The sequence below is a fragment of the Phaeobacter sp. HS011 genome (assembly GCF_018101215.1).
In the GTDB taxonomy this organism is placed as follows: domain Bacteria; phylum Pseudomonadota; class Alphaproteobacteria; order Rhodobacterales; family Rhodobacteraceae; genus Phaeobacter; species Phaeobacter inhibens.
In genome coordinates, this window is the sequence record NZ_JAGEUF010000006.1 from 244,804 (window position 1) to 262,373 (window position 17,570).

At 58.9% G+C, this 17,570-nt stretch carries 17 protein-coding genes; 9 read left to right on the top strand and 8 right to left on the bottom strand.

Going from position 1 to position 17,570, the window contains the following annotated elements:
• Nucleotides 1-120: 120 nt before the first annotated feature.
• Genes J4721_RS13670 through J4721_RS13695 form a run of 6 tightly spaced genes read right to left on the bottom strand, consistent with a single transcriptional unit; the run spans nucleotide 121 to nucleotide 4,175 of the window.
• Entirely contained in the window at nucleotides 121-810 is a 690-nt protein-coding gene (locus J4721_RS13670) for a DUF1194 domain-containing protein (protein WP_102853971.1), read from the bottom strand.
• A 32-nt stretch (nucleotides 811-842) separates the two neighbouring features.
• On the bottom strand, nucleotides 843-1,472 hold the full coding sequence (locus J4721_RS13675; protein WP_211002820.1) for a histidine phosphatase family protein: 630 nt from the start codon (nucleotides 1,470-1,472) through the stop codon (nucleotides 843-845).
• Nucleotides 1,473-1,495: 23 nt separating this feature from the next.
• Nucleotides 1,496-2,527, bottom strand: a complete 1,032-nt coding sequence (locus tag J4721_RS13680; RefSeq protein WP_211002819.1) for a MaoC family dehydratase — start codon at nucleotides 2,525-2,527, stop codon at nucleotides 1,496-1,498.
• Nucleotides 2,527-2,730 carry a DUF1737 domain-containing protein gene (locus J4721_RS13685; protein WP_014873472.1) on the bottom strand — a complete coding sequence of 68 codons (204 nt, stop codon included), beginning with the start codon at nucleotides 2,728-2,730 and terminating at the stop codon, nucleotides 2,527-2,529. Before J4721_RS13685 ends, J4721_RS13680 begins: the two co-directional genes overlap by 1 nt.
• A gap of 6 nt (nucleotides 2,731-2,736) precedes the next feature.
• Complete coding sequence (locus tag J4721_RS13690) at nucleotides 2,737-3,285, bottom strand: NnrU family protein (RefSeq protein ID WP_102874877.1); 549 nt, start codon at nucleotides 3,283-3,285, stop codon at nucleotides 2,737-2,739.
• A 35-nt stretch (nucleotides 3,286-3,320) separates the two neighbouring features.
• Entirely contained in the window at nucleotides 3,321-4,175 is an 855-nt protein-coding gene (locus J4721_RS13695; RefSeq protein WP_211002818.1) for a CoA ester lyase, read from the bottom strand.
• A gap of 384 nt (nucleotides 4,176-4,559) precedes the next feature.
• Here J4721_RS13695 and J4721_RS13700 point away from each other — a divergent pair, with 384 nt between their 5' ends.
• Complete coding sequence (locus tag J4721_RS13700; RefSeq protein ID WP_027248086.1) at nucleotides 4,560-4,889, top strand: hypothetical protein; 330 nt, start codon at nucleotides 4,560-4,562, stop codon at nucleotides 4,887-4,889.
• Between the two features lie 229 nt (nucleotides 4,890-5,118).
• Here the strand turns inward: J4721_RS13700 and J4721_RS13705 are convergent, their stop codons facing one another.
• Nucleotides 5,119-5,874, bottom strand: coding sequence for a sulfite exporter TauE/SafE family protein (locus J4721_RS13705; RefSeq protein ID WP_211002817.1), 756 nt, complete (start codon nucleotides 5,872-5,874; stop codon nucleotides 5,119-5,121).
• A gap of 163 nt (nucleotides 5,875-6,037) precedes the next feature.
• Between J4721_RS13705 and mdh the strand changes: the two genes are divergently transcribed.
• Nucleotides 6,038-7,000: a malate dehydrogenase gene (gene mdh, locus J4721_RS13710; RefSeq protein ID WP_211002816.1), complete on the top strand. Its 963-nt coding sequence runs from the start codon at nucleotides 6,038-6,040 to the stop codon at nucleotides 6,998-7,000.
• A gap of 104 nt (nucleotides 7,001-7,104) precedes the next feature.
• On the opposite strand, the gene J4721_RS13715 is transcribed toward mdh, so the two are convergent.
• Nucleotides 7,105-7,653, bottom strand: a complete 549-nt coding sequence (locus tag J4721_RS13715; RefSeq protein ID WP_211002815.1) for an AAA family ATPase — start codon at nucleotides 7,651-7,653, stop codon at nucleotides 7,105-7,107.
• 337 nt (nucleotides 7,654-7,990) lie between these two features.
• On the opposite strand from J4721_RS13715, the gene sucC reads away from it, so the two are divergent.
• The 7 genes from sucC to lpdA all read left to right on the top strand — a co-directional run bounded on the left by sucC (nucleotide 7,991) and on the right by lpdA (nucleotide 17,555).
• Entirely contained in the window at nucleotides 7,991-9,184 is a 1,194-nt protein-coding gene (sucC, locus tag J4721_RS13720) for an ADP-forming succinate--CoA ligase subunit beta (protein ID WP_027248089.1), read from the top strand.
• A gap of 5 nt (nucleotides 9,185-9,189) precedes the next feature.
• Nucleotides 9,190-9,903 (top strand): hypothetical protein, encoded by a 714-nt coding sequence (locus J4721_RS13725; RefSeq protein WP_211002814.1) that lies wholly within the window; start codon nucleotides 9,190-9,192, stop codon nucleotides 9,901-9,903.
• Nucleotides 9,904-9,919: 16 nt separating this feature from the next.
• Entirely contained in the window at nucleotides 9,920-10,804 is an 885-nt protein-coding gene (gene sucD, locus J4721_RS13730; protein WP_014873464.1) for a succinate--CoA ligase subunit alpha, read from the top strand.
• A 264-nt stretch (nucleotides 10,805-11,068) separates the two neighbouring features.
• Complete coding sequence (locus J4721_RS13735) at nucleotides 11,069-14,026, top strand: 2-oxoglutarate dehydrogenase E1 component (protein WP_211002813.1); 2,958 nt, start codon at nucleotides 11,069-11,071, stop codon at nucleotides 14,024-14,026.
• Nucleotides 14,027-14,032: 6 nt separating this feature from the next.
• Nucleotides 14,033-15,583, top strand: coding sequence for a 2-oxoglutarate dehydrogenase complex dihydrolipoyllysine-residue succinyltransferase (odhB, locus tag J4721_RS13740; RefSeq protein ID WP_102874882.1), 1,551 nt, complete (start codon nucleotides 14,033-14,035; stop codon nucleotides 15,581-15,583).
• Between the two features lie 94 nt (nucleotides 15,584-15,677).
• Nucleotides 15,678-16,067 carry an MAPEG family protein gene (locus J4721_RS13745; protein ID WP_102875379.1) on the top strand — a complete coding sequence of 130 codons (390 nt, stop codon included), beginning with the start codon at nucleotides 15,678-15,680 and terminating at the stop codon, nucleotides 16,065-16,067.
• A 90-nt stretch (nucleotides 16,068-16,157) separates the two neighbouring features.
• The gene (lpdA, locus tag J4721_RS13750; RefSeq protein ID WP_102874883.1) at nucleotides 16,158-17,555 is read left to right on the top strand and encodes a dihydrolipoyl dehydrogenase; all 1,398 of its coding nucleotides are present in this window, start codon (nucleotides 16,158-16,160) and stop codon (nucleotides 17,553-17,555) included.
• Nucleotides 17,556-17,570: the final 15 nt, after the last annotated feature.

Here is a 17,570-nt window from a genome sequence, read left to right on the forward strand (position 1 = left end):
AATGCGCAGTTATTTTTAGGAATGCCGCGAAAACAACAATATGTGATCACACGCTTCCGGTAAGTGATCACAAAACAGGATACACGGGAATCCTTACAGAATCACATGGTGTTCGCGAATTTATGGGATCGCTTGGTAAAAGCTGCTCAATCCGGCATTCTGCTGCGCCACTTCGCGTAACAGCTTTTTACGGATTGCTTGCGGATAGTCCTCAAACCCTGCCGCCGTCTGCACAAAGGCACCCGCTCCATGAATGACCTGCTCGAAGAAATAGGCCGTTAGATCCGGCTCGCTCTCCTCAATGGCCAACGCATTCACCGTGATGCCAGCCGCGCTGAGCGCGCCTCGGATGGCGGTTGGCTCCACTCCTTCGTTGGACGGCCCGTCGCCAGAGACATCAATCACGCGTCGGCGGCATCCGGGTACGGTTTGAAACTGCTCAATGGCCAGCTGCAGCGCCTCTCCTATACCGGTTGCATAGTTGCGCCAGGGCCGCGGCGCCGCCGCGATATCAGCCGCCAGTTGGTCCAAGGCTTGGAAGTCCGAAGCGTGCCGCCAGCTGAGCGTCAGCTCCTGACGACCACTGCCCGACCACTGAATCAATGCCACACGCGCCTGCGCACGCACCAAGGCCTCCGCCACGACCCCGTCCTGCAATGCTGCGGCCAGACCTTCCATTTGTGTTCGGTATTCTTCGACATCGACGCTACCCGAGACGTCCACTGCAAGCACCAATGCCAGATCACAGGCGCGCGCCGGTATTGGCACCTGGACAACAAGCATGAAAACCAACAGTCGAAAAATCTGCATAAGGCCAGCTTAACTAAAACTGAACCGCTGCCCTATTGTTTTTCTCGTGATTGGTTTTGATCCACAAACAATGTCTCTATCGGTGCCCAGTGGGACAGCGGACGACGGCTAAGACGATCGTAGGCAAACCAATTTCCGCCTCCGGGCGGTTGGTCCCACCGTCGGTCAATTTCCAGCCCCGCCAGCGCACAATAGAGCAGCGTACCAACAGCGCCATGACCACAGATGATTAACGCACGCCCTTCGTGATCTGCCTCCGCGGCGAGCACCTCGCGTAGAATGCGGGCCTGTGCCGCTTGCGCTGTCTCCCAACCCCGGACTGATCGCGTAGGGCTGGCAAAAAACGCGTCCGCTTGCCGCTCAAACGCGTCCGGCGGCATAAACCCGGTACTGCTGCGATCATTCTCATGGGTGTGGGGGCGCTGCTCAAGATCCACACCCAGTGCATCGGCCAGCGGTGTGGCCGTCTCGATCGCTTTGCGCTCTGCACTACAAACCATTGCAACAGGACAAGTCGACGACAGATCCGCAACACGTTTCGCCAACCAATCAACGCGTTCCACCCCCAATGGGGACAACTGCCACTCGGTCACCTGAACCTGCGAGTCCACGATAACCTGAGGATGGGTGATATAGATCGCCGTCTGTGGCGTCAGTTGCATGGCGCGACCTCTCTGCCCCTGCGTTAGAGCGGCATGAGCGCCCAATAATCGAGATCCAGCAAGACCTCTGAGCGATATTTTCCATCCTCGCCCTTCAGCTGGAAGGGCGCCCCACCGCTGGTCGCCACCAGCCGCAACCGGATAGCGCCAACACCGGGCGCACTGGTCTCAGCCTTGTCCAACACTTCGGACCAGGCACGGATCGTCATGCCGGCCGTACATGGGTTAGCATGCGCGCCGCCATTTAGCCCGACAATCATCTGTGCATTGGCAAGACCATTAAACGACAAAGCCCGCGCCATAGAGATCACATGACCACCATAGATCAGCCGGGACCCATCCGGACGCGCAGTGGTATCAAAATGGACCTTCGCCGTGTTCTGCCACAGCCGGGTTGCGAGCATATGCTCGGCCTCTTCGACCGTGACCCCGTCGATGTGGTCAATCTGTTCCCCCACCGCGTAGTCGCCCCAGCGGTGTGGCTCCCCCGCGAGCGTGAAATTATAGCTGGAGAAATCCAGCCCTTCGGGAATGACCAGATCCTCAACCGGAATCACCCTAGTGAGTTCGGGAATACAGGTTTCGGGCGCGGGCAACTCCAGATTGCCTTTGCGCACCATAACCCAGCGCACATAGTCCAGCACGCAGTCATCACGCTGGTTCAGGCCACGTGTGCGGACATAAACTACTCCGGATTTGCCGTTGGAATTCTGTTTGACCCCGATCACTTCACTCTCAGCGCGCAGGGTATCACCAGCGTAGACCGGCAGATGCCAGCGTCCTTCGGCATAGCCAAGGTTTGCCACCGCATTCAACGAGACATCCGGAACGGTCTTTCCAAAGACCATGTGAAACGCCGCCAGATCCTCAAGCGGCGCTCCCGCCAGACCACATCCACGCGCAAATTCATCCGAGGAGTAGAGCGCATGCCGCGCCGGGTAGAGCGCGTGATACAATGCACGCTCCCCGCCCGAGACGGTGCGCGGTACCGCATGATGCAGCACATCGCCAACAGCATAATCCTCAAAGAAGCGGCCCGGAGTGGTCTTGGCCATTAGTGTTCTCCCAGTTTGGTGTCAGGGGTGTAGGTGCCGGGCACCTCTTTCACCACGGATTGGCCGCAGCGCATGATCCCCTTCACGGGGTCGAAAGTTTGGGTCGGACTGCCGTAGAGCTCCCACCCTTTGTTCAGCGCGTCAGTTACCTTGTGGCAGAACGCTGACGTGTCGTCCTCAGACAGAAATCGATAAAGCTTCATCAGTGATCACCCCGGAAACGGCGAAGGGCCGACAAGCCCGTGGACATAGCCGATCACACCGAGAAGCACGATCGACGCAAAGAAGAACATGCCGTCCTTGGCAAGACGGCCCTTTGGGTTCGCTGTCCAGATCGGCTCAGCACGGTTGATCACAATCATTTCTGCCAGCGTCCAGATCAGCATGCTCCCAAAGAGCACAAAGGACGCAGGATCCCAGTTAACCAGCAGATGTGCGACCGCCCACATCGCAACACCCAGCAACATCGGGTGGCGGAGTTTGTAAAACAGTGCGCCTTTGCTGGGGCCAGGGCTGGTGAAGTAAAGTGCCAGCAGCATCAATGTGTTATTGATATGCGTGAAGAACGGCGGCGGCAGGGCCAGATCGAAGGACTCGGCACTGCGGTACCCGATAACCATCAGAACCACACTCGCCAACAGAATAAGCGCAATCAGCCCCTTGCCACGATCACCAAGAGCAGCGCGTGCATCAGGCGCCAAACGTTTGAAAAAATGGGCGCCCCACCAAATCAGGATGCCTAGAAGCAACAATGCCATGTCAGTCTCCCAAAGAATTATGACTGACCCAACGCCTAGGCTGAAACCGCTGCGATTGCATCCGCTTTTGCAAGAATTTCACGGGCGGTCGCCACGTGCAAATTCTCGACAATCTTGCCATCGACCACGGCCACACCCTGCCCCTCGGCCTCCGCGGCATCAAAGGCGGCGATCTGGCGTCGTGCGAGGTCAATCTCGTCCTCGGAGGGAGCGAAGGCGGAATTCGCCACATCCACCTGCGCCGGGTGGATCAATGTCTTGCCATCAAACCCCATGTCGCGGCCCTGAGTGCACTCAGCTTCCAACCCTTCGGCATCCTTGAAGGCGTTGTAGACCCCGTCGACAATTATGATGCCTTCCGCCTTGGCCGCCAACAGGCACTGGCCCAGCCCCGCCATCAGCGGCAACCGGTCCGGGCGGAAGCGGGTCTGCAACTCTTTCGCCAGATCATTCGTCCCCATAACCATGCCTTGTAATAGCGGATGCGCAGCGATGGCCGCGGCGTTCAACATGCCGCGCGGTGTTTCCATCATCGCCCACAACGGCTTATCCCCTGTGACCACTGCCAGAGCATCCAGATCTTCTGGAGAGGACACTTTGGGCAGCAAAATCGCATCGCAGTCCATCCTGGCCGCGGCGGCGGCATCAGCGCGCCCCCACACGGTATCCAATCCATTGATCCGAACGATCTTCATCCGCGCCCCATAGCCACCTGCGCGCAGCGCCTCTTCCAACGTCTGGCGGGCGTTCACCTTCTCTTCAGCTGAGACCGCATCCTCCAAGTCAAAGATGATTGCATCAACCGGAAGGCTGCGCGCCTTGTCCAGAGCACGTGGCTTGGATCCAGGGATATAGAGAACGGACCTATAGGGACGTATGCGCGGATCCATGAGTGATCTCCAGAGTCATTTTGTTGCGCAAACGGCTACATAATTGAAAGTAAGCTTTCAAGTGAAATGATGCCGCATCGCAGAATACGCAGCGTCGACGCAGTAGACACGAGATGCCTGAACCAACACAAAATACTGATAAATCAACGTAATTATTGATGTTACCCTACAAGAGCGGACCGTTAAGAGGATATCAGCATCTTTTTGCCACTCTATTTGCACCGGATGAGGATCGAACCAAAACGGCATCACATATCCGGGAGCGGGCACAGCAGCCCGTGCAGACGATGACGCGATACCGGTACGGCGCACAACCTGTCCGGGTCTGATCTCATGACCCGAAGGGCTAGCCCGCCGCCGGATCTTCCGGAAAGGGTAAAACCCATGTTGAAGAAGACGTTTGAAATTGCAGTCCTCAATAGCGCCGCTTTGGCAATACTCACACTGATGGCACTGCCCGCTGTCGCACAGACCAGCAACAACTGCGCACCCCGCGATCAGGTTGTAAAGCGCCTCGCCGAACGCTACGGCGAAAGTCGTCAGAGCATCGGCATCGGCCAGCGCGGAGTGGTAATGGAAACATTCGCCTCGGCGGATACAGGCAGTTGGACCATCACGATTACCACCCCCGGCGGCGTTACCTGCCTTGTGGCCTCTGGACAATCATTTGAATTCCTGGCGGAGGCCTTACCAGTGGTCGACAGTGACGCCTGAGCAGGCGTCGTTGCAAAGTAAGCCACCGAGGTGAGGCGCCCCGCCTGATCAGCGGGCGGAGGGGAAGCGTGGAGACGGGCCCTCTGCCAGCGGCGCAAGCCGCGTCCTCGTGATCCGCTCAAGCGTCAATGGGGCTTATATGGGGCTTATTCAGTGCATATCCGAGGTTCAACAGTGGGCTGAAACATGCAGAAACTCAGCAACACCGCGCCCCTCGCAGGACTCCCCCTCAGGTCAGCCCGTCCCAAATCAGCTTTGTCCCGGTGGTAACCAGCAGCACATAGGTCAGACCAAAAAACACAGGCTCAGATACGCGGTGATGCAAACGGACCCCGATCCAGGCCCCCAGAAGGGCGAAGGGCGCCAGCATCAGATCCAGCGTCAACGACGCAGGCGTCACCATCCCAAGCATCGCATAGGGAACAAACTTTGCGGCATTCAGAATACCGAACACTAATACGGTTGAAGCCTGGTACTCAGTTTTGCTCATACTGCGCCCAAGCAAATAAACAGCTGCTGGCGGCCCACCAGCGTGGCTCACGAAACTGGTGAACCCGGCAACCACACCCGCCACAACTCCTGTGACATCCGCCCTTTCGCGTGGCTTGACCAGTCGCACCCGGAGCCGCCCGGACAGCTGCCAGGCAACAAACGCGACCGAGATCGCACCAATCAATACCCGCATCGCGTCGGCATCAACGGATTTGTAAAACGCTGCCCCCAGTGCCACGCCTGGTAAACCGCCGAGGATCAGTAACAGAGACTCCCGCAGCCGCCAGCGTCTCCAATAAGGCCGCAGCGAGACCGCATCGATCAACATCAGCAATGGCAACATAAAGGCAAGCGCCGCTCCGGGCTGCACAATCAGAGCGAGAATCGAAGATGACGCAAAAGCTGCGCCCGATCCGAAACCGGCCTTGGAAACACCGGCAAATGTAATTGCCAAAACCGCTACCAGAAAAAACATCACTGTGATCTCAGGCATCTGAGAAATCCCTCTAAGTGCCTCATATGTCGGTTTTTTAAACGCATCTGTCTGATTTGAACAGTCTGCGGCACATCGGCCTTCCCGGCGCAGGGATCTTGCGCCACGCCACGGAACGGCTTAGTCCTCCCCGCAATCACAACCGGACCGGAGATAAATTCCAATGGCTCGACCCAAAATCGCCCTGATTGGCGCAGGTCAGATCGGTGGCACACTTGCCCACCTCGCAGCACTGAAAGAACTCGGCGACGTCGTCCTGTTCGACATTGCCGAAGGCACCCCCGAAGGCAAGGCGCTCGACATCGCCGAATCCGGTCCTTCCGAAGGCTTCGACGCCAGGCTGAAGGGCACCCAATCCTATGAGGACATCGCTGGCGCAGACGTCTGCATCGTGACGGCTGGTGTGCCGCGCAAGCCTGGTATGAGCCGCGATGACCTGCTGGGCATCAACCTCAAGGTCATGAAATCCGTAGGTGAAGGCATCCGTGATCACGCGCCAGATGCGTTTGTGATCTGCATCACCAACCCTCTGGATGCGATGGTCTGGGCTCTGCGCGAATTCTCCGGCCTGCCCCACGAGAAAGTATGCGGCATGGCCGGCGTGCTGGACAGCGCCCGCTTCCGCCACTTCCTGGCAGAAGAATTCAACGTCTCCATGAAAGACGTCACCGCATTTGTTCTGGGTGGCCACGGTGACACCATGGTGCCGCTGACACGCTACTCGACCGTTGCTGGTATCCCGCTGCCTGATCTGGTCAAGATGGGCTGGACCAGCCAGGAGAAACTGGATGCAATTGTCCAGCGCACCCGCGATGGTGGCGCAGAGATCGTCGGTCTGCTGAAAACCGGCTCTGCCTTCTACGCACCAGCAACCTCCGCCATCGAGATGGCCGAAGCCTACCTCAAGGATCAGAAACGCGTCCTGCCCTGCGCGGCCTATGTTGACGGCGCTCTCGGGCTCAAAGGCATGTATGTCGGCGTGCCGACAGTGATCGGCGCTGGCGGCATCGAACGCGTTATCGACATCAAGATGACCTCGGACGAGCAAACCATGTTCGACAACTCTGTCGACGCGGTCAAAGGTCTGGTCGAAGCGTGCAAAGGTATCGATGGTTCGCTAGCCTAAGGTCAACCAGAACATCGTGAATTCATTGGAAGGCCCGCCCAATTGGCGGGCCTTTTTCTTTGCCTTCCCGTAAGTGGGCGTCCTGAGCGCCGCTTCGTACCCGCTCACGCGCAGCCAAGGCGCGCCACAATGAAATCCGCACGAGCCGCAACGTCGGTCTTCGGCAATACGACGATATCATATCCCAGCATCAGATAACCCGCCCGCAGCCGTGTGTATTCCTCAATCGCCTGCGCGTAGCTGTGCCGTCGCTCCGCATTCTGCCGATAGATTTCCGGCCAGGGTGGCGTGAGAAAGACCACGTCATGATAGCGCTCGGAAGGATCAAGAGTGGTCGCAACCGAGGCCCCGCACGCGTGTTCCAGTGCAAGGGCCGCGTCCACCAACCCACGATCAAAGAACACCCACGCCTCTACGGTTGCAACCTGTTGCCGGTCGGTGCGCGCCAGTTCCATTGCGCGCCGGGCGAAGATCTCCATATTTACCCAAGGAAGGGCAGCCCCCACGCCGTCCATCTCTTGTGCGACGATCCGGCGCCCTGGCTCCGGCACCGTCGCAAACCCCCGCCGCGACAGCTCTGCCAGCAGCGTTGATTTCCCCCCGCCGGAACATCCGGACAGGACCACATGCCGTGTCTTGATGTCCGCAGTCATATTGGTACTCCAACCCTCCATGGCAATTGGCACCCCCCTATTTTCAACCCCATCATGCGGCCCCGGACCAAGCTGCAACACTGCAGCCCAATCAGTTACGCCTTAACGTGATGAATGCCGCATCAGTCTAACGTAGGGTCGGAGTTGATCAAAACCGCTCCTATCGAATCAACCACGTTCACCTCTTGTAAATTTGTGATCACACGTCGGAAAGCCGTGATCACAAAATCGATAAATCTTCGGGATTTTTTTACCAGCCGTAAGAAAACCCTTTAAACATTGGCGCTATGACGGCGTATTAGATCAAGATAATTGCAGCCAGACGGGACAGTTTCAGATGAACATCCACGAATATCAGGCCAAGGCCCTCCTCCGCAGCTACGGCGCGCCGGTTTCGGACGGGCGTGTGGTGCTCAAGGCAGAAGATGCCAAAACCGCAGCAGGTGAGCTGGACGGCCCGCTCTGGGTGGTCAAAGCTCAGATCCACGCTGGGGGTCGCGGCAAAGGCTCCTTCAAGGAAGCCGACGCAGGCGAAAAAGGCGGTGTGCGCCTGACCAAATCGGTCGAAGAAGCCGCTGACGAAGCCAAAAAAATGCTGGGCCGCACGCTTGTGACCCACCAGACCGGCCCGGCCGGCAAACAGGTGAACCGCATTTACATCGAGGCCGGCTCCGGCATTCAGACCGAACTCTACCTCGCGCTGCTGGTGGACCGCCAGACCTCGCGCATTTCTTTTGTCTGCTCCACCGAGGGCGGCATGGACATCGAGGAAGTGGCAGAAGCCACCCCCGAGAAAATCCTGTCCTTCTCCGTTGATCCGGCAACTGGCTACCAGCCGTTCCACGGCCGCCGCATCGCCTTCTCTCTGGGTCTTGAGGGCCAGCAGATCAAGCAATGCGTCAAACTGATGGGCCAGCTTTACAAGGCATTTGTCGAAAAAGACATGGAAATGCTGGAGATCAACCCGCTGATCGTCTCCGACAGCGGCGATCTGAAGGTGCTGGACGCCAAGGTCGGCTTCGACGGCAACGCGGTTTACCGCCACGCCGATATCTCCGAACTGCGCGACACCACCGAGGAAGACCCCAAGGAGCTGGAAGCGTCCAAATATGACCTGAACTACATCGCTCTGGACGGTGAGATCGGCTGCATGGTGAACGGTGCGGGGCTGGCGATGGCCACCATGGACATCATCAAGCTCTACGGCGCCGAGCCTGCGAACTTCCTCGATGTGGGCGGCGGCGCCACCAAGGAGAAAGTGACCGAGGCGTTCAAGATCATCACCTCTGACCCGAACGTCAAAGGTATCCTGGTCAACATCTTCGGCGGCATCATGCGCTGCGACGTCATCGCCGAAGGCGTGGTTGCCGCGGTGAAGGAAGTCGGCCTGAAGGTGCCGCTGGTTGTCCGTCTTGAAGGCACCAACGTGGAAGCCGGCAAAGACATCATCAACACCTCCGGTCTTGATGTGATTGCAGCCGACAACCTGTCCGACGGCGCCGAAAAAATCGTGAAAGCGGTTAAGGGCTGAACTTGATGCGCCTGGTCAGCTCCTTGCTGTGCACCTGCCTGTTAGCGATGGCCGCTTGCACCAGTGATTATTCCTCTGGCAAAAGTCAGCAATCTATTTTGTCGACAAGCGCAACTGCATACAGTGCGCCCTTGCCAGGTGCTGAAGGCGGGAGATATGACCCCGCCACCGATACCTACATCCCAGCGGCGACATTGCACTCTGGTGCGATGTCGCCTGCAAATCTGCCTCAAGGTGACCAGCGTTCAGGCGTCGGCGCAGGGCTTGTAGCGACAGCCTACGTTGCTCCGTCCTATGTTGGTGGTGGAACTGACGCGTCTGTTGTCGACGCGACACCGGACCACTTGCTAGGCGCTTCCCGCGAAGCGGAGATCTTCAGGCAAGTCTGCGCAAACAATGCACCCGCTCTAGAAGAGTACGCCATTGAGTATGCTGCACGTGCCACCATCTACTCCGCAAAGAATATCCGCGGAGCTGGCGTGGCATATGACGCTGGGAAATCCTGCAGAGTAAACTTTGGAGGAGCCCCTGCTCCAGCCGACGCGACAATCCAAAGCATCGCAGCGGATTTGGCCCGGAATACTGGTGGCAGCCTGCGTGCTCGCAAGAGCGCGATCGGCGGCAGCAAATGGTACGAAGTGAAAATTGGCCGCACCAAGTTCGGCATTGAAGGCGGCGCTCGTGGCGGCGTCGCCTACTATACAATCGCAAAAAGATAGAACAGGAGACTCCCCAATGGCAGTCCTCATCGACGAAAACACCAAGGTCATCTGTCAGGGCTTCACCGGCTCGCAGGGCACCTTTCACTCTGAACAGGCCATCGCTTATGGCACCAAGATGGTCGGCGGCGTGACACCGGGCAAAGGTGGCCAGACCCACCTGAACCTACCGGTGTTCAACTCCGTACACGAAGCCAAGCACGTGACCGAGGCGAATGCCTCTGTGATCTACGTACCGCCCCCCTTCGCAGCTGATTCCATTCTTGAGGCCATCGACGCCGAGATGGAGCTGATTGTCTGCATCACCGAGGGCATCCCGGTTCTGGACATGATGAAAGTGAAGCGGGCGCTGGAAGACAGCAAATCGCGTCTGATCGGCCCGAACTGCCCCGGCGTGATCACGCCTGATGCCTGCAAGATCGGCATCATGCCCGGCCACATCCACAAGCGTGGCTCGGTCGGTGTTGTGTCCCGCTCGGGTACCCTGACCTATGAGGCGGTGAAGCAGACCGCTGATATCGGTTTGGGCCAGTCCACCGCTGTGGGCATTGGCGGCGACCCGATCAAGGGCACCGAGCACATCGACGTTCTGGACATGTTCCTGAACGATGATGAGACACAGTCGATCATCATGATCGGTGAAATCGGTGGCTCCGCTGAAGAAGAAGCGGCAGAATTCATCGCCGAGCAGAAGAAAAAAGGTCGCTGGAAGCCCATCGCAGGCTTTATCGCAGGCCGCACAGCCCCTCCGGGCCGCCGCATGGGTCACGCCGGCGCCATCGTTGCCGGTGGCAAAGGTGGCGCCGAGGACAAAATCGAGGCGATGAAATCCGCTGGTATCGTTGTGGCCGACAGCCCCGCCACACTGGGCGAGGCCGTACTAAAGGCCATCGGCAAATAATGCCGCATGTCGCCGCATATGGCGCAGATTATTTGAACCGGGGCAGATCATCCGCATCTGCCCCGGCTTCGGGCACTCCGCAAGGATGCCCGCCCTCCCAACTGTTGGATCCTTTTGCCGATAGGATTGTTACCTCCAGAGGCCGATCTTATCTGCTGCAGGATTCCAGAGACGTTTTACTCTTCCGAAACGCCTTCTGATCAGGCTGCCCCTCATGACCCCAGGTCGCACTAGAACCGGTCCCAACCCGCAAGAGGTACTTACATGACCGACCAGAGCCCTAACGAACTCTTCCATGCCTCCTCCTTCATGCAGGGGCACAATGCTGAGTATCTTGAGCAGCTCTATGCCCAATACGCCAACGACCCCAACGCGGTGGATGCCGCCTGGGCTGAGTTCTTTCGGCAGATGGGTGACGCAGAACTTGATGTGAAGGCGGAGGCCGCTGGCCCTTCCTGGGCGCGCGCTGACTGGCCGCCTGCCCCCAATGATGATCTGACAGGCGCGCTGACCGGCGAGTGGCCTGCCCCGGCAGAGGCCAAGGGTGCCGGCAAGAAGATCAAGGAGCAGGCTGCCGCCAAGGGCGTCGAAGTAACCGATGACCAAGTGCAGCGCGCTGTTCTGGATTCGATCCGGGCCTTGATGCTGATCCGGGCCTACCGGATCCGCGGCCATCTGGCAGCTAATCTCGATCCGCTCGGTATGCGCGAGGAGGCCCAGCACCCCGAGCTGGATCCGCGCACCTATGGCTTCACCGAAGCTGACATGGACCGCCCGATCTTCATCGACAACGTGCTGGGGCTTCAGGTCGCCTCGATGCGCCAGATCGTCAGCATTGTGAAGCGGACCTACTGCGGCACCTTCGCGCTGCAATACATGCACATCTCCGATCCCGAACAGGCCAGCTGGCTGAAGGAGCGGATCGAGGGTTATGACAAGGAAATCACCTTCACCCGCGAAGGTCGAAAGGCGATCCTCAACAAAATGGTTGAAGCAGAAGGCTTCGAAAAATTCCTGCACGTCAAATACATGGGCACCAAACGCTTTGGTCTTGATGGTGGCGAAAGCCTGATTCCGGCGATGGAGCAGATCATCAAACGCGGCGGTGCGCTGGGGATCCGCGATATCGTCATCGGCATGCCGCACCGGGGCCGTCTCTCGGTGCTCGCCAATGTGATGCAGAAACCCTACAAGGCGATCTTCAATGAATTTCAGGGCGGCAGCTTTAAGCCCGAGGATGTTGATGGCTCGGGCGATGTGAAATATCACCTCGGCGCCTCATCTGACCGCGAATTTGACGGCAACTCCGTTCACCTGTCATTGACCGCGAACCCCTCGCACCTTGAGGCCGTAAACCCGGTTGTTCTTGGCAAGGTTCGCGCAAAGCAGGACCAGCTCAAGGACAGCGAACGCACCAAGGTGCTGCCGATTCTGCTGCACGGTGATGCGGCCTTTGCGGGTCAGGGTGTTGTAGCCGAGTGCTTTGCTCTCTCGGGCCTGCGCGGTCACAAGGCCGGCGGCACCATGCATATCGTGGTGAACAACCAGATCGGTTTCACCACGGCGCCGCATTTCTCGCGCTCTTCACCTTACCCCACCGACAACGCGCTGGTGGTCGAGGCACCGATATTCCACGTCAACGGCGACGATCCGGAAGCCGTGGTTCACGCCGCCAGGGTCGCCACCGAATTCCGCCAGAAGTTCCACAAGGATGTCGTTCTCGATATCTTCTGCTACCGCCGGTTTGGCCATAACGAGGGCGACGAGCCCATGTTCACCAACCCGCTGATGTACAAGAAGATCAAGGGCCACAAGACAACGCTGTCGCTTTATACTGAGCGTCTGGTCAAGGATGGCCTGATTCCCGAGGGGGAGATTGAGGATATGAAAGCCTCATTCCAGGCCCGCCTGAATGAGGAATTCGAAGCCGGCAAGAACTTCAAGCCGAACAAGGCAGACTGGCTCGATGGCCGCTGGTCGCACCTCGACAAGAAAGATACCGATTACCAGCGCGGCCAGACCTCTGTATCGCCAGAAACCTTCAAGGAGGTCGGCACCGCTCTCAGCCGAGTGCCCGAGGGTTTCCCCGTCCACAAGACCATTGGTCGTTTCCTGGACGCGCGCGCCAAGATGGCGGATAGCGGCGAAGGAATCGACTGGGCAACTGGCGAGGCGCTGGCCTTTGGCTCTCTTCTGACCGAAGGCTATCCGGTACGCCTGTCCGGGCAGGATGCCACGCGCGGCACCTTCTCTCAGCGCCATTCAGGTATCGTCAACCAGAACACCGAGGAGCGTTACTATCCGCTGAACAATATCCGCAGCGGCCAGTCTCATTATGAGGTGATCGACTCGGCACTGTCCGAATACGCAGTTCTCGGCTTTGAATACGGCTACTCGCTGGCGGAACCGAACGCGCTGACCCTGTGGGAGGCCCAGTTCGGCGACTTCGCCAACGGCGCCCAGATCATGTTCGACCAGTTCATCTCCTCGGGTGAATCGAAATGGCTGCGGATGTCGGGCCTCGTCTGCCTGCTGCCGCACGGTTTTGAAGGCCAGGGGCCGGAGCACTCCTCCGCCCGTCTGGAGCGCTTCCTGCAAATGTGCGGTCAGGACAATTGGATTGTCGCCAACTGCACCACACCGGCGAACTACTTCCACATCCTGCGCCGCCAGCTGCACCGCACCTTCCGCAAGCCGCTCATCATGATGACGCCAAAGTCGCTGCTGCGACACAAATTGGCAGTCAGCAAGGCTGAAGAATTCACCACCGGTTCCAGCTTCCACCGCGTTCTCTGGGATGATGCCCAGCACGGCAATTCCGACACCAAACTGGTCGCCGATGAAAAGATCAAACGCGTCGTCCTCTGCTCGGGCAAGGTCTACTACGACCTCCTGGAAGAACGCGACGCCCGTGGTCTCGACGATGTGTACCTGATGCGGATCGAACAATATTACCCGTTCCCTGCCATCTCGCTCGTGAAGGAGCTTGAGCGCTTCAAAGGTGCTGAGGTGGTGTGGTGTCAGGAGGAGCCCAAAAATCAGGGCGCCTGGAGCTTCATCGAACCGAATATCGAATGGGTGCTGACGCGCATCGGCGCCAAGCACAGCCGGCCGACCTATGTCGGTCGCGCCACCTCGGCTTCGCCCGCAACGGGCCTGGCCAGCGAACACAAAGCCCAACAAGCTGCGCTCGTGAACGAAGCGCTGAGCATCGAAGGATAACACCCCATGACCACCGAAGTTCGCGTGCCCACCCTGGGCGAATCCGTGACCGAAGCCACCGTCGCCACCTGGTTCAAAAAGCCGGGTGACGCGGTCGCCGCAGATGAAATGCTCTGCGAGCTGGAAACCGACAAAGTCACCGTTGAGGTTCCCGCCCCTGCCGCCGGCACCCTGGGTGAGATCGTCGCCGCCGAGGGCGAAACCGTCGGCGTCGATGCGCTGCTTGCCACGATCGCAGAAGGCGGTTCTGACACAGCGGCAGCCCCTGCAACATCCGCACCAGCCGCCACGAAGGACGCAGCAAAGGGTGATGCAGGCGCCGCAACCGACGTGATGGTGCCAACGCTTGGCGAGTCCGTGAGCGAGGCCACTGTTTCCACCTGGTTCAAGAAGGTCGGCGACAGTGTCGCGCAGGACGAAATGCTCTGCGAGCTGGAAACTGATAAGGTCTCGGTTGAAGTGCCAGCCCCGACTGCCGGTATCCTGACCGAAATCACAGCTGAGGAAGGCAGCACTGTCGATGCGACGGCCAAACTCGGCGTGATCTCAGGTGGCGAGGCAGGCGCCGTAACGCCCACGCCCACCAAAGGCGAAACTGCAGATGGTGCGCAATATACCACGCCCCCCGCAGGCCAGGGCGGTCCGGCCAAGGATATCGCCAATGCGCCTTCCGCCGAAAAGGCGATGGCTGAGGCTGGCCTCTCCGCAGATCAGGTGCAAGGCAGTGGCCGCGATGGCCGCATCATGAAAGATGACGTCGCCCGCGCCGTGGCGGCTGCCGCAGCTGCTCCGGCGACCAGCACATCGACCCCAGCAGCGGCCACACCTGTGCGCGCGCCCGTTGCTGCAGACGACGCCGCCCGCGAAGAGCGCGTGAAAATGACCCGCCTGCGGCAGACCATCGCCAAGCGTCTGAAAGACAGTCAGAACACCGCAGCCATGCTCACCACCTACAACGAGGTCGATATGACCGAGGTGATGGCCCTGCGCAACGAGTACAAGGATCTGTTCCTGAAAAAGCACGGCGTGAAACTGGGTTTCATGTCCTTCTTCACCAAGGCCTGCTGCCACGCCTTGAACGAGGTGCCCGAGGTCAACGCGGAGATCGACGGCACCGACATCGTGTACAAGAACTTCGTCCACATGGGTATCGCGGCAGGCACGCCCACGGGCCTGGTTGTCCCGGTGATCCGAGACGCAGATGCGATGTCTTTTGCCGACATTGAAAAGGCGATCGCCGAGAAAGGTGCGCGCGCCCGTGACGGCAAACTGTCGATGGCAGAGATGCAGGGCGGCACTTTCACCATCTCCAACGGTGGCGTCTACGGCTCGCTGATGTCTTCGCCGATCCTGAACCCGCCGCAGTCCGGCATCCTCGGCATGCACAAGATCCAGGACCGCCCGATGGCCATCAATGGCAAAGTGGAGATCCGCCCGATGATGTATCTGGCGCTGTCCTACGACCACCGCATCGTCGACGGCAAAGGTGCCGTGACCTTCCTCGTGCGTGTCAAAGAAGCACTGGAAGATCCCCGCCGGTTGTTGATGGATCTGTAAGACCAAGCGGTTCGCCTGACGCCTCAGGCGAACCGCCATCTTTTGCGACGTGTTTCGCAAGGGCACCTAATTGGCAAAATTTGTTTTGATCAAAATGACCCCAGAACTCACCGCCCTCACCCTCGCCGCCCTGCTGCAAGCACTTCAGTTTTGCGCATATGCCATCACGGCAAACCGCCAGCTGGACCCGAAAATAGCACTCGGCCCACGCGACACACCTGTAACCCTCACAGGTACAGCCGGACGCTTCAAACGCGCGATGGAAAACCATTTCGAAGGTTTGATCCTCTTTACTATCGCTTGCGGCGTGGTGGTGATCAGCGATCAATCCACCGGTTTCACTGCGGGCTGTGCATGGGTCTACCTCTGCGCCCGGTTGCTCTACGTGCCGGCCTACGCATTGGGCTGGACCCCGGGCCGCTCGATCATCTGGTTTGTTGGCTTTTTTGCCACGGTCTTTATGTTGACCGCAGCGCTGGTATGAGCCGTCATCTTTCCTCAAATACTCCGGGGGAGGCCCGCATGGGCCGGGGGCAGCGCCCCCTCCCCGTCAACCCTGAAGGAGCACATCAATATGGCATCCTATGACGTGATCGTAATTGGCGCCGGCCCCGGTGGCTATGTCTGCGCTATCCGCTGCGCCCAGCTGGGCCTCAAGACCGCAGTGGTCGAGGGCCGCGAAACCCTCGGCGGCACATGCCTCAACGTCGGCTGCATCCCCTCAAAGGCACTACTCCACTCGACCCATCTGCTACATGAAGCTGAACATAACTTCGCCCACATGGGTCTGAAGGGCAAAAGCCCCTCGGTCGACTGGTCCCAGATGAAATCCTACAAGGAAGAAGTCATCGGCCAGAACACCGGCGGTATCGAATTTCTGTTCAAGAAAAACAAGATTGACTGGATCAAGGGTTGGGCCTCCCTCTCGGAAGCCGGCAAGGTCAAGGTGGGTGACGACACCCATGAGGCCAAGAACATCGTCATTGCCTCCGGCTCGGTGCCTTCCTCGCTGCCAGGCGTTGAGGTCGATAACGACAAAGGGATCGTAGTGGACAGCACCGGCGCGCTGGACCTGCCCAAGATCCCAAAGAAAATGGTTGTGATTGGTGCTGGTGTCATCGGGCTGGAACTGGGGTCGGTCTATGCACGTCTGGGATCTGACGTGACCGTGGTTGAATATATGGACGCCGTTTGCCCCGGCATGGACAAAGATGTCCAGCGCAGCTTCAAGCGGATCCTGGAAAAGCAGGGTCTGAACTTCATCATGGGGGCTGCGGTACAGGAAGTTGAAACCTCCAAGACCAAGGCAAAGGTGAAGTACCAGCCGAAAAAAGGCGGCGATGACGAAGTGATTGATGCCGATGTGGTATTGGTCGCCACCGGTCGCAAACCCTATGCTGAGGGGCTGGGCCTTGATGCTCTGGGTGTCAAGATGACCGAGCGCAGCCAGATCGCAACCGACGCCCATTGGGCCACCAATGTCAAAGGCGTCTATGCCATCGGTGACGTCATCGAAGGTCCTATGCTGGCCCATAAGGCCGAAGACGAAGGCATGGCCGTTGCCGAGGTGATTGCAGGCAAACATGGCCACGTCAACTACGGCGTGATTCCCGGCGTGGTCTACACCACACCCGAGGTGGCCACCGTGGGACAGACCGAAGATGCGTTGAAGGCCGAAGGTCGCAAGATCAAGACCGGCAAGTTCATGTTCATGGGCAACGCACGCGCCAAGGCCGTGCATCAGGCCGAAGGTGGCTTTGTGAAACTCATCGCGGATAAGGAAACCGACCGTATACTGGGGGCGGCCATCATCGGTCCCGGCGCTGGCGATCTGATCCATGAAATCTGTGTCGCAATGGAATTCGGCGCCTCTGCCGAGGATCTGGCTCTCACCTGCCATGCGCATCCGACCTACTCCGAAGCCGTCCGCGAGGCAGCACTGGCCTGCGGCGACGGTCCGATCCACAGCTGATCATGGATTTGCCTA

Bases quoted from the DNA above. Each gene is read 5' to 3' on its own strand.
- J4721_RS13745 (WP_102875379.1), top strand. From the start codon at position 15,678: ATGACCCCAGAACTCACCGCCCTCACCCTCGCCGCCCTGCTGCAAGCA.
- odhB (WP_102874882.1), top strand. From the start codon at position 14,033: ATGACCACCGAAGTTCGCGTGCCCACCCTGGGCGAATCCGTGACCGAA.
- J4721_RS13695 (WP_211002818.1), bottom strand. From the start codon at position 4,175: ATGGATCCGCGCATACGTCCCTATAGGTCCGTTCTCTATATCCCTGGA.
- J4721_RS13680 (WP_211002819.1), bottom strand. From the start codon at position 2,527: ATGGCCAAGACCACTCCGGGCCGCTTCTTTGAGGATTATGCTGTTGGC.
- J4721_RS13735 (WP_211002813.1), top strand. From the start codon at position 11,069: ATGACCGACCAGAGCCCTAACGAACTCTTCCATGCCTCCTCCTTCATG.
- mdh (WP_211002816.1), top strand. From the start codon at position 6,038: ATGGCTCGACCCAAAATCGCCCTGATTGGCGCAGGTCAGATCGGTGGC.
- J4721_RS13700 (WP_027248086.1), top strand. From the start codon at position 4,560: ATGTTGAAGAAGACGTTTGAAATTGCAGTCCTCAATAGCGCCGCTTTG.
- J4721_RS13675 (WP_211002820.1), bottom strand. From the start codon at position 1,472: ATGCAACTGACGCCACAGACGGCGATCTATATCACCCATCCTCAGGTT.
- sucD (WP_014873464.1), top strand. From the start codon at position 9,920: ATGGCAGTCCTCATCGACGAAAACACCAAGGTCATCTGTCAGGGCTTC.
- J4721_RS13670 (WP_102853971.1), bottom strand. From the start codon at position 810: ATGCAGATTTTTCGACTGTTGGTTTTCATGCTTGTTGTCCAGGTGCCA.
- lpdA (WP_102874883.1), top strand. From the start codon at position 16,158: ATGGCATCCTATGACGTGATCGTAATTGGCGCCGGCCCCGGTGGCTAT.
- sucC (WP_027248089.1), top strand. From the start codon at position 7,991: ATGAACATCCACGAATATCAGGCCAAGGCCCTCCTCCGCAGCTACGGC.
- J4721_RS13725 (WP_211002814.1), top strand. From the start codon at position 9,190: ATGCGCCTGGTCAGCTCCTTGCTGTGCACCTGCCTGTTAGCGATGGCC.
- J4721_RS13715 (WP_211002815.1), bottom strand. From the start codon at position 7,653: ATGACTGCGGACATCAAGACACGGCATGTGGTCCTGTCCGGATGTTCC.
- J4721_RS13685 (WP_014873472.1), bottom strand. From the start codon at position 2,730: ATGAAGCTTTATCGATTTCTGTCTGAGGACGACACGTCAGCGTTCTGC.
- J4721_RS13705 (WP_211002817.1), bottom strand. From the start codon at position 5,874: ATGCCTGAGATCACAGTGATGTTTTTTCTGGTAGCGGTTTTGGCAATT.
- J4721_RS13690 (WP_102874877.1), bottom strand. From the start codon at position 3,285: ATGGCATTGTTGCTTCTAGGCATCCTGATTTGGTGGGGCGCCCATTTT.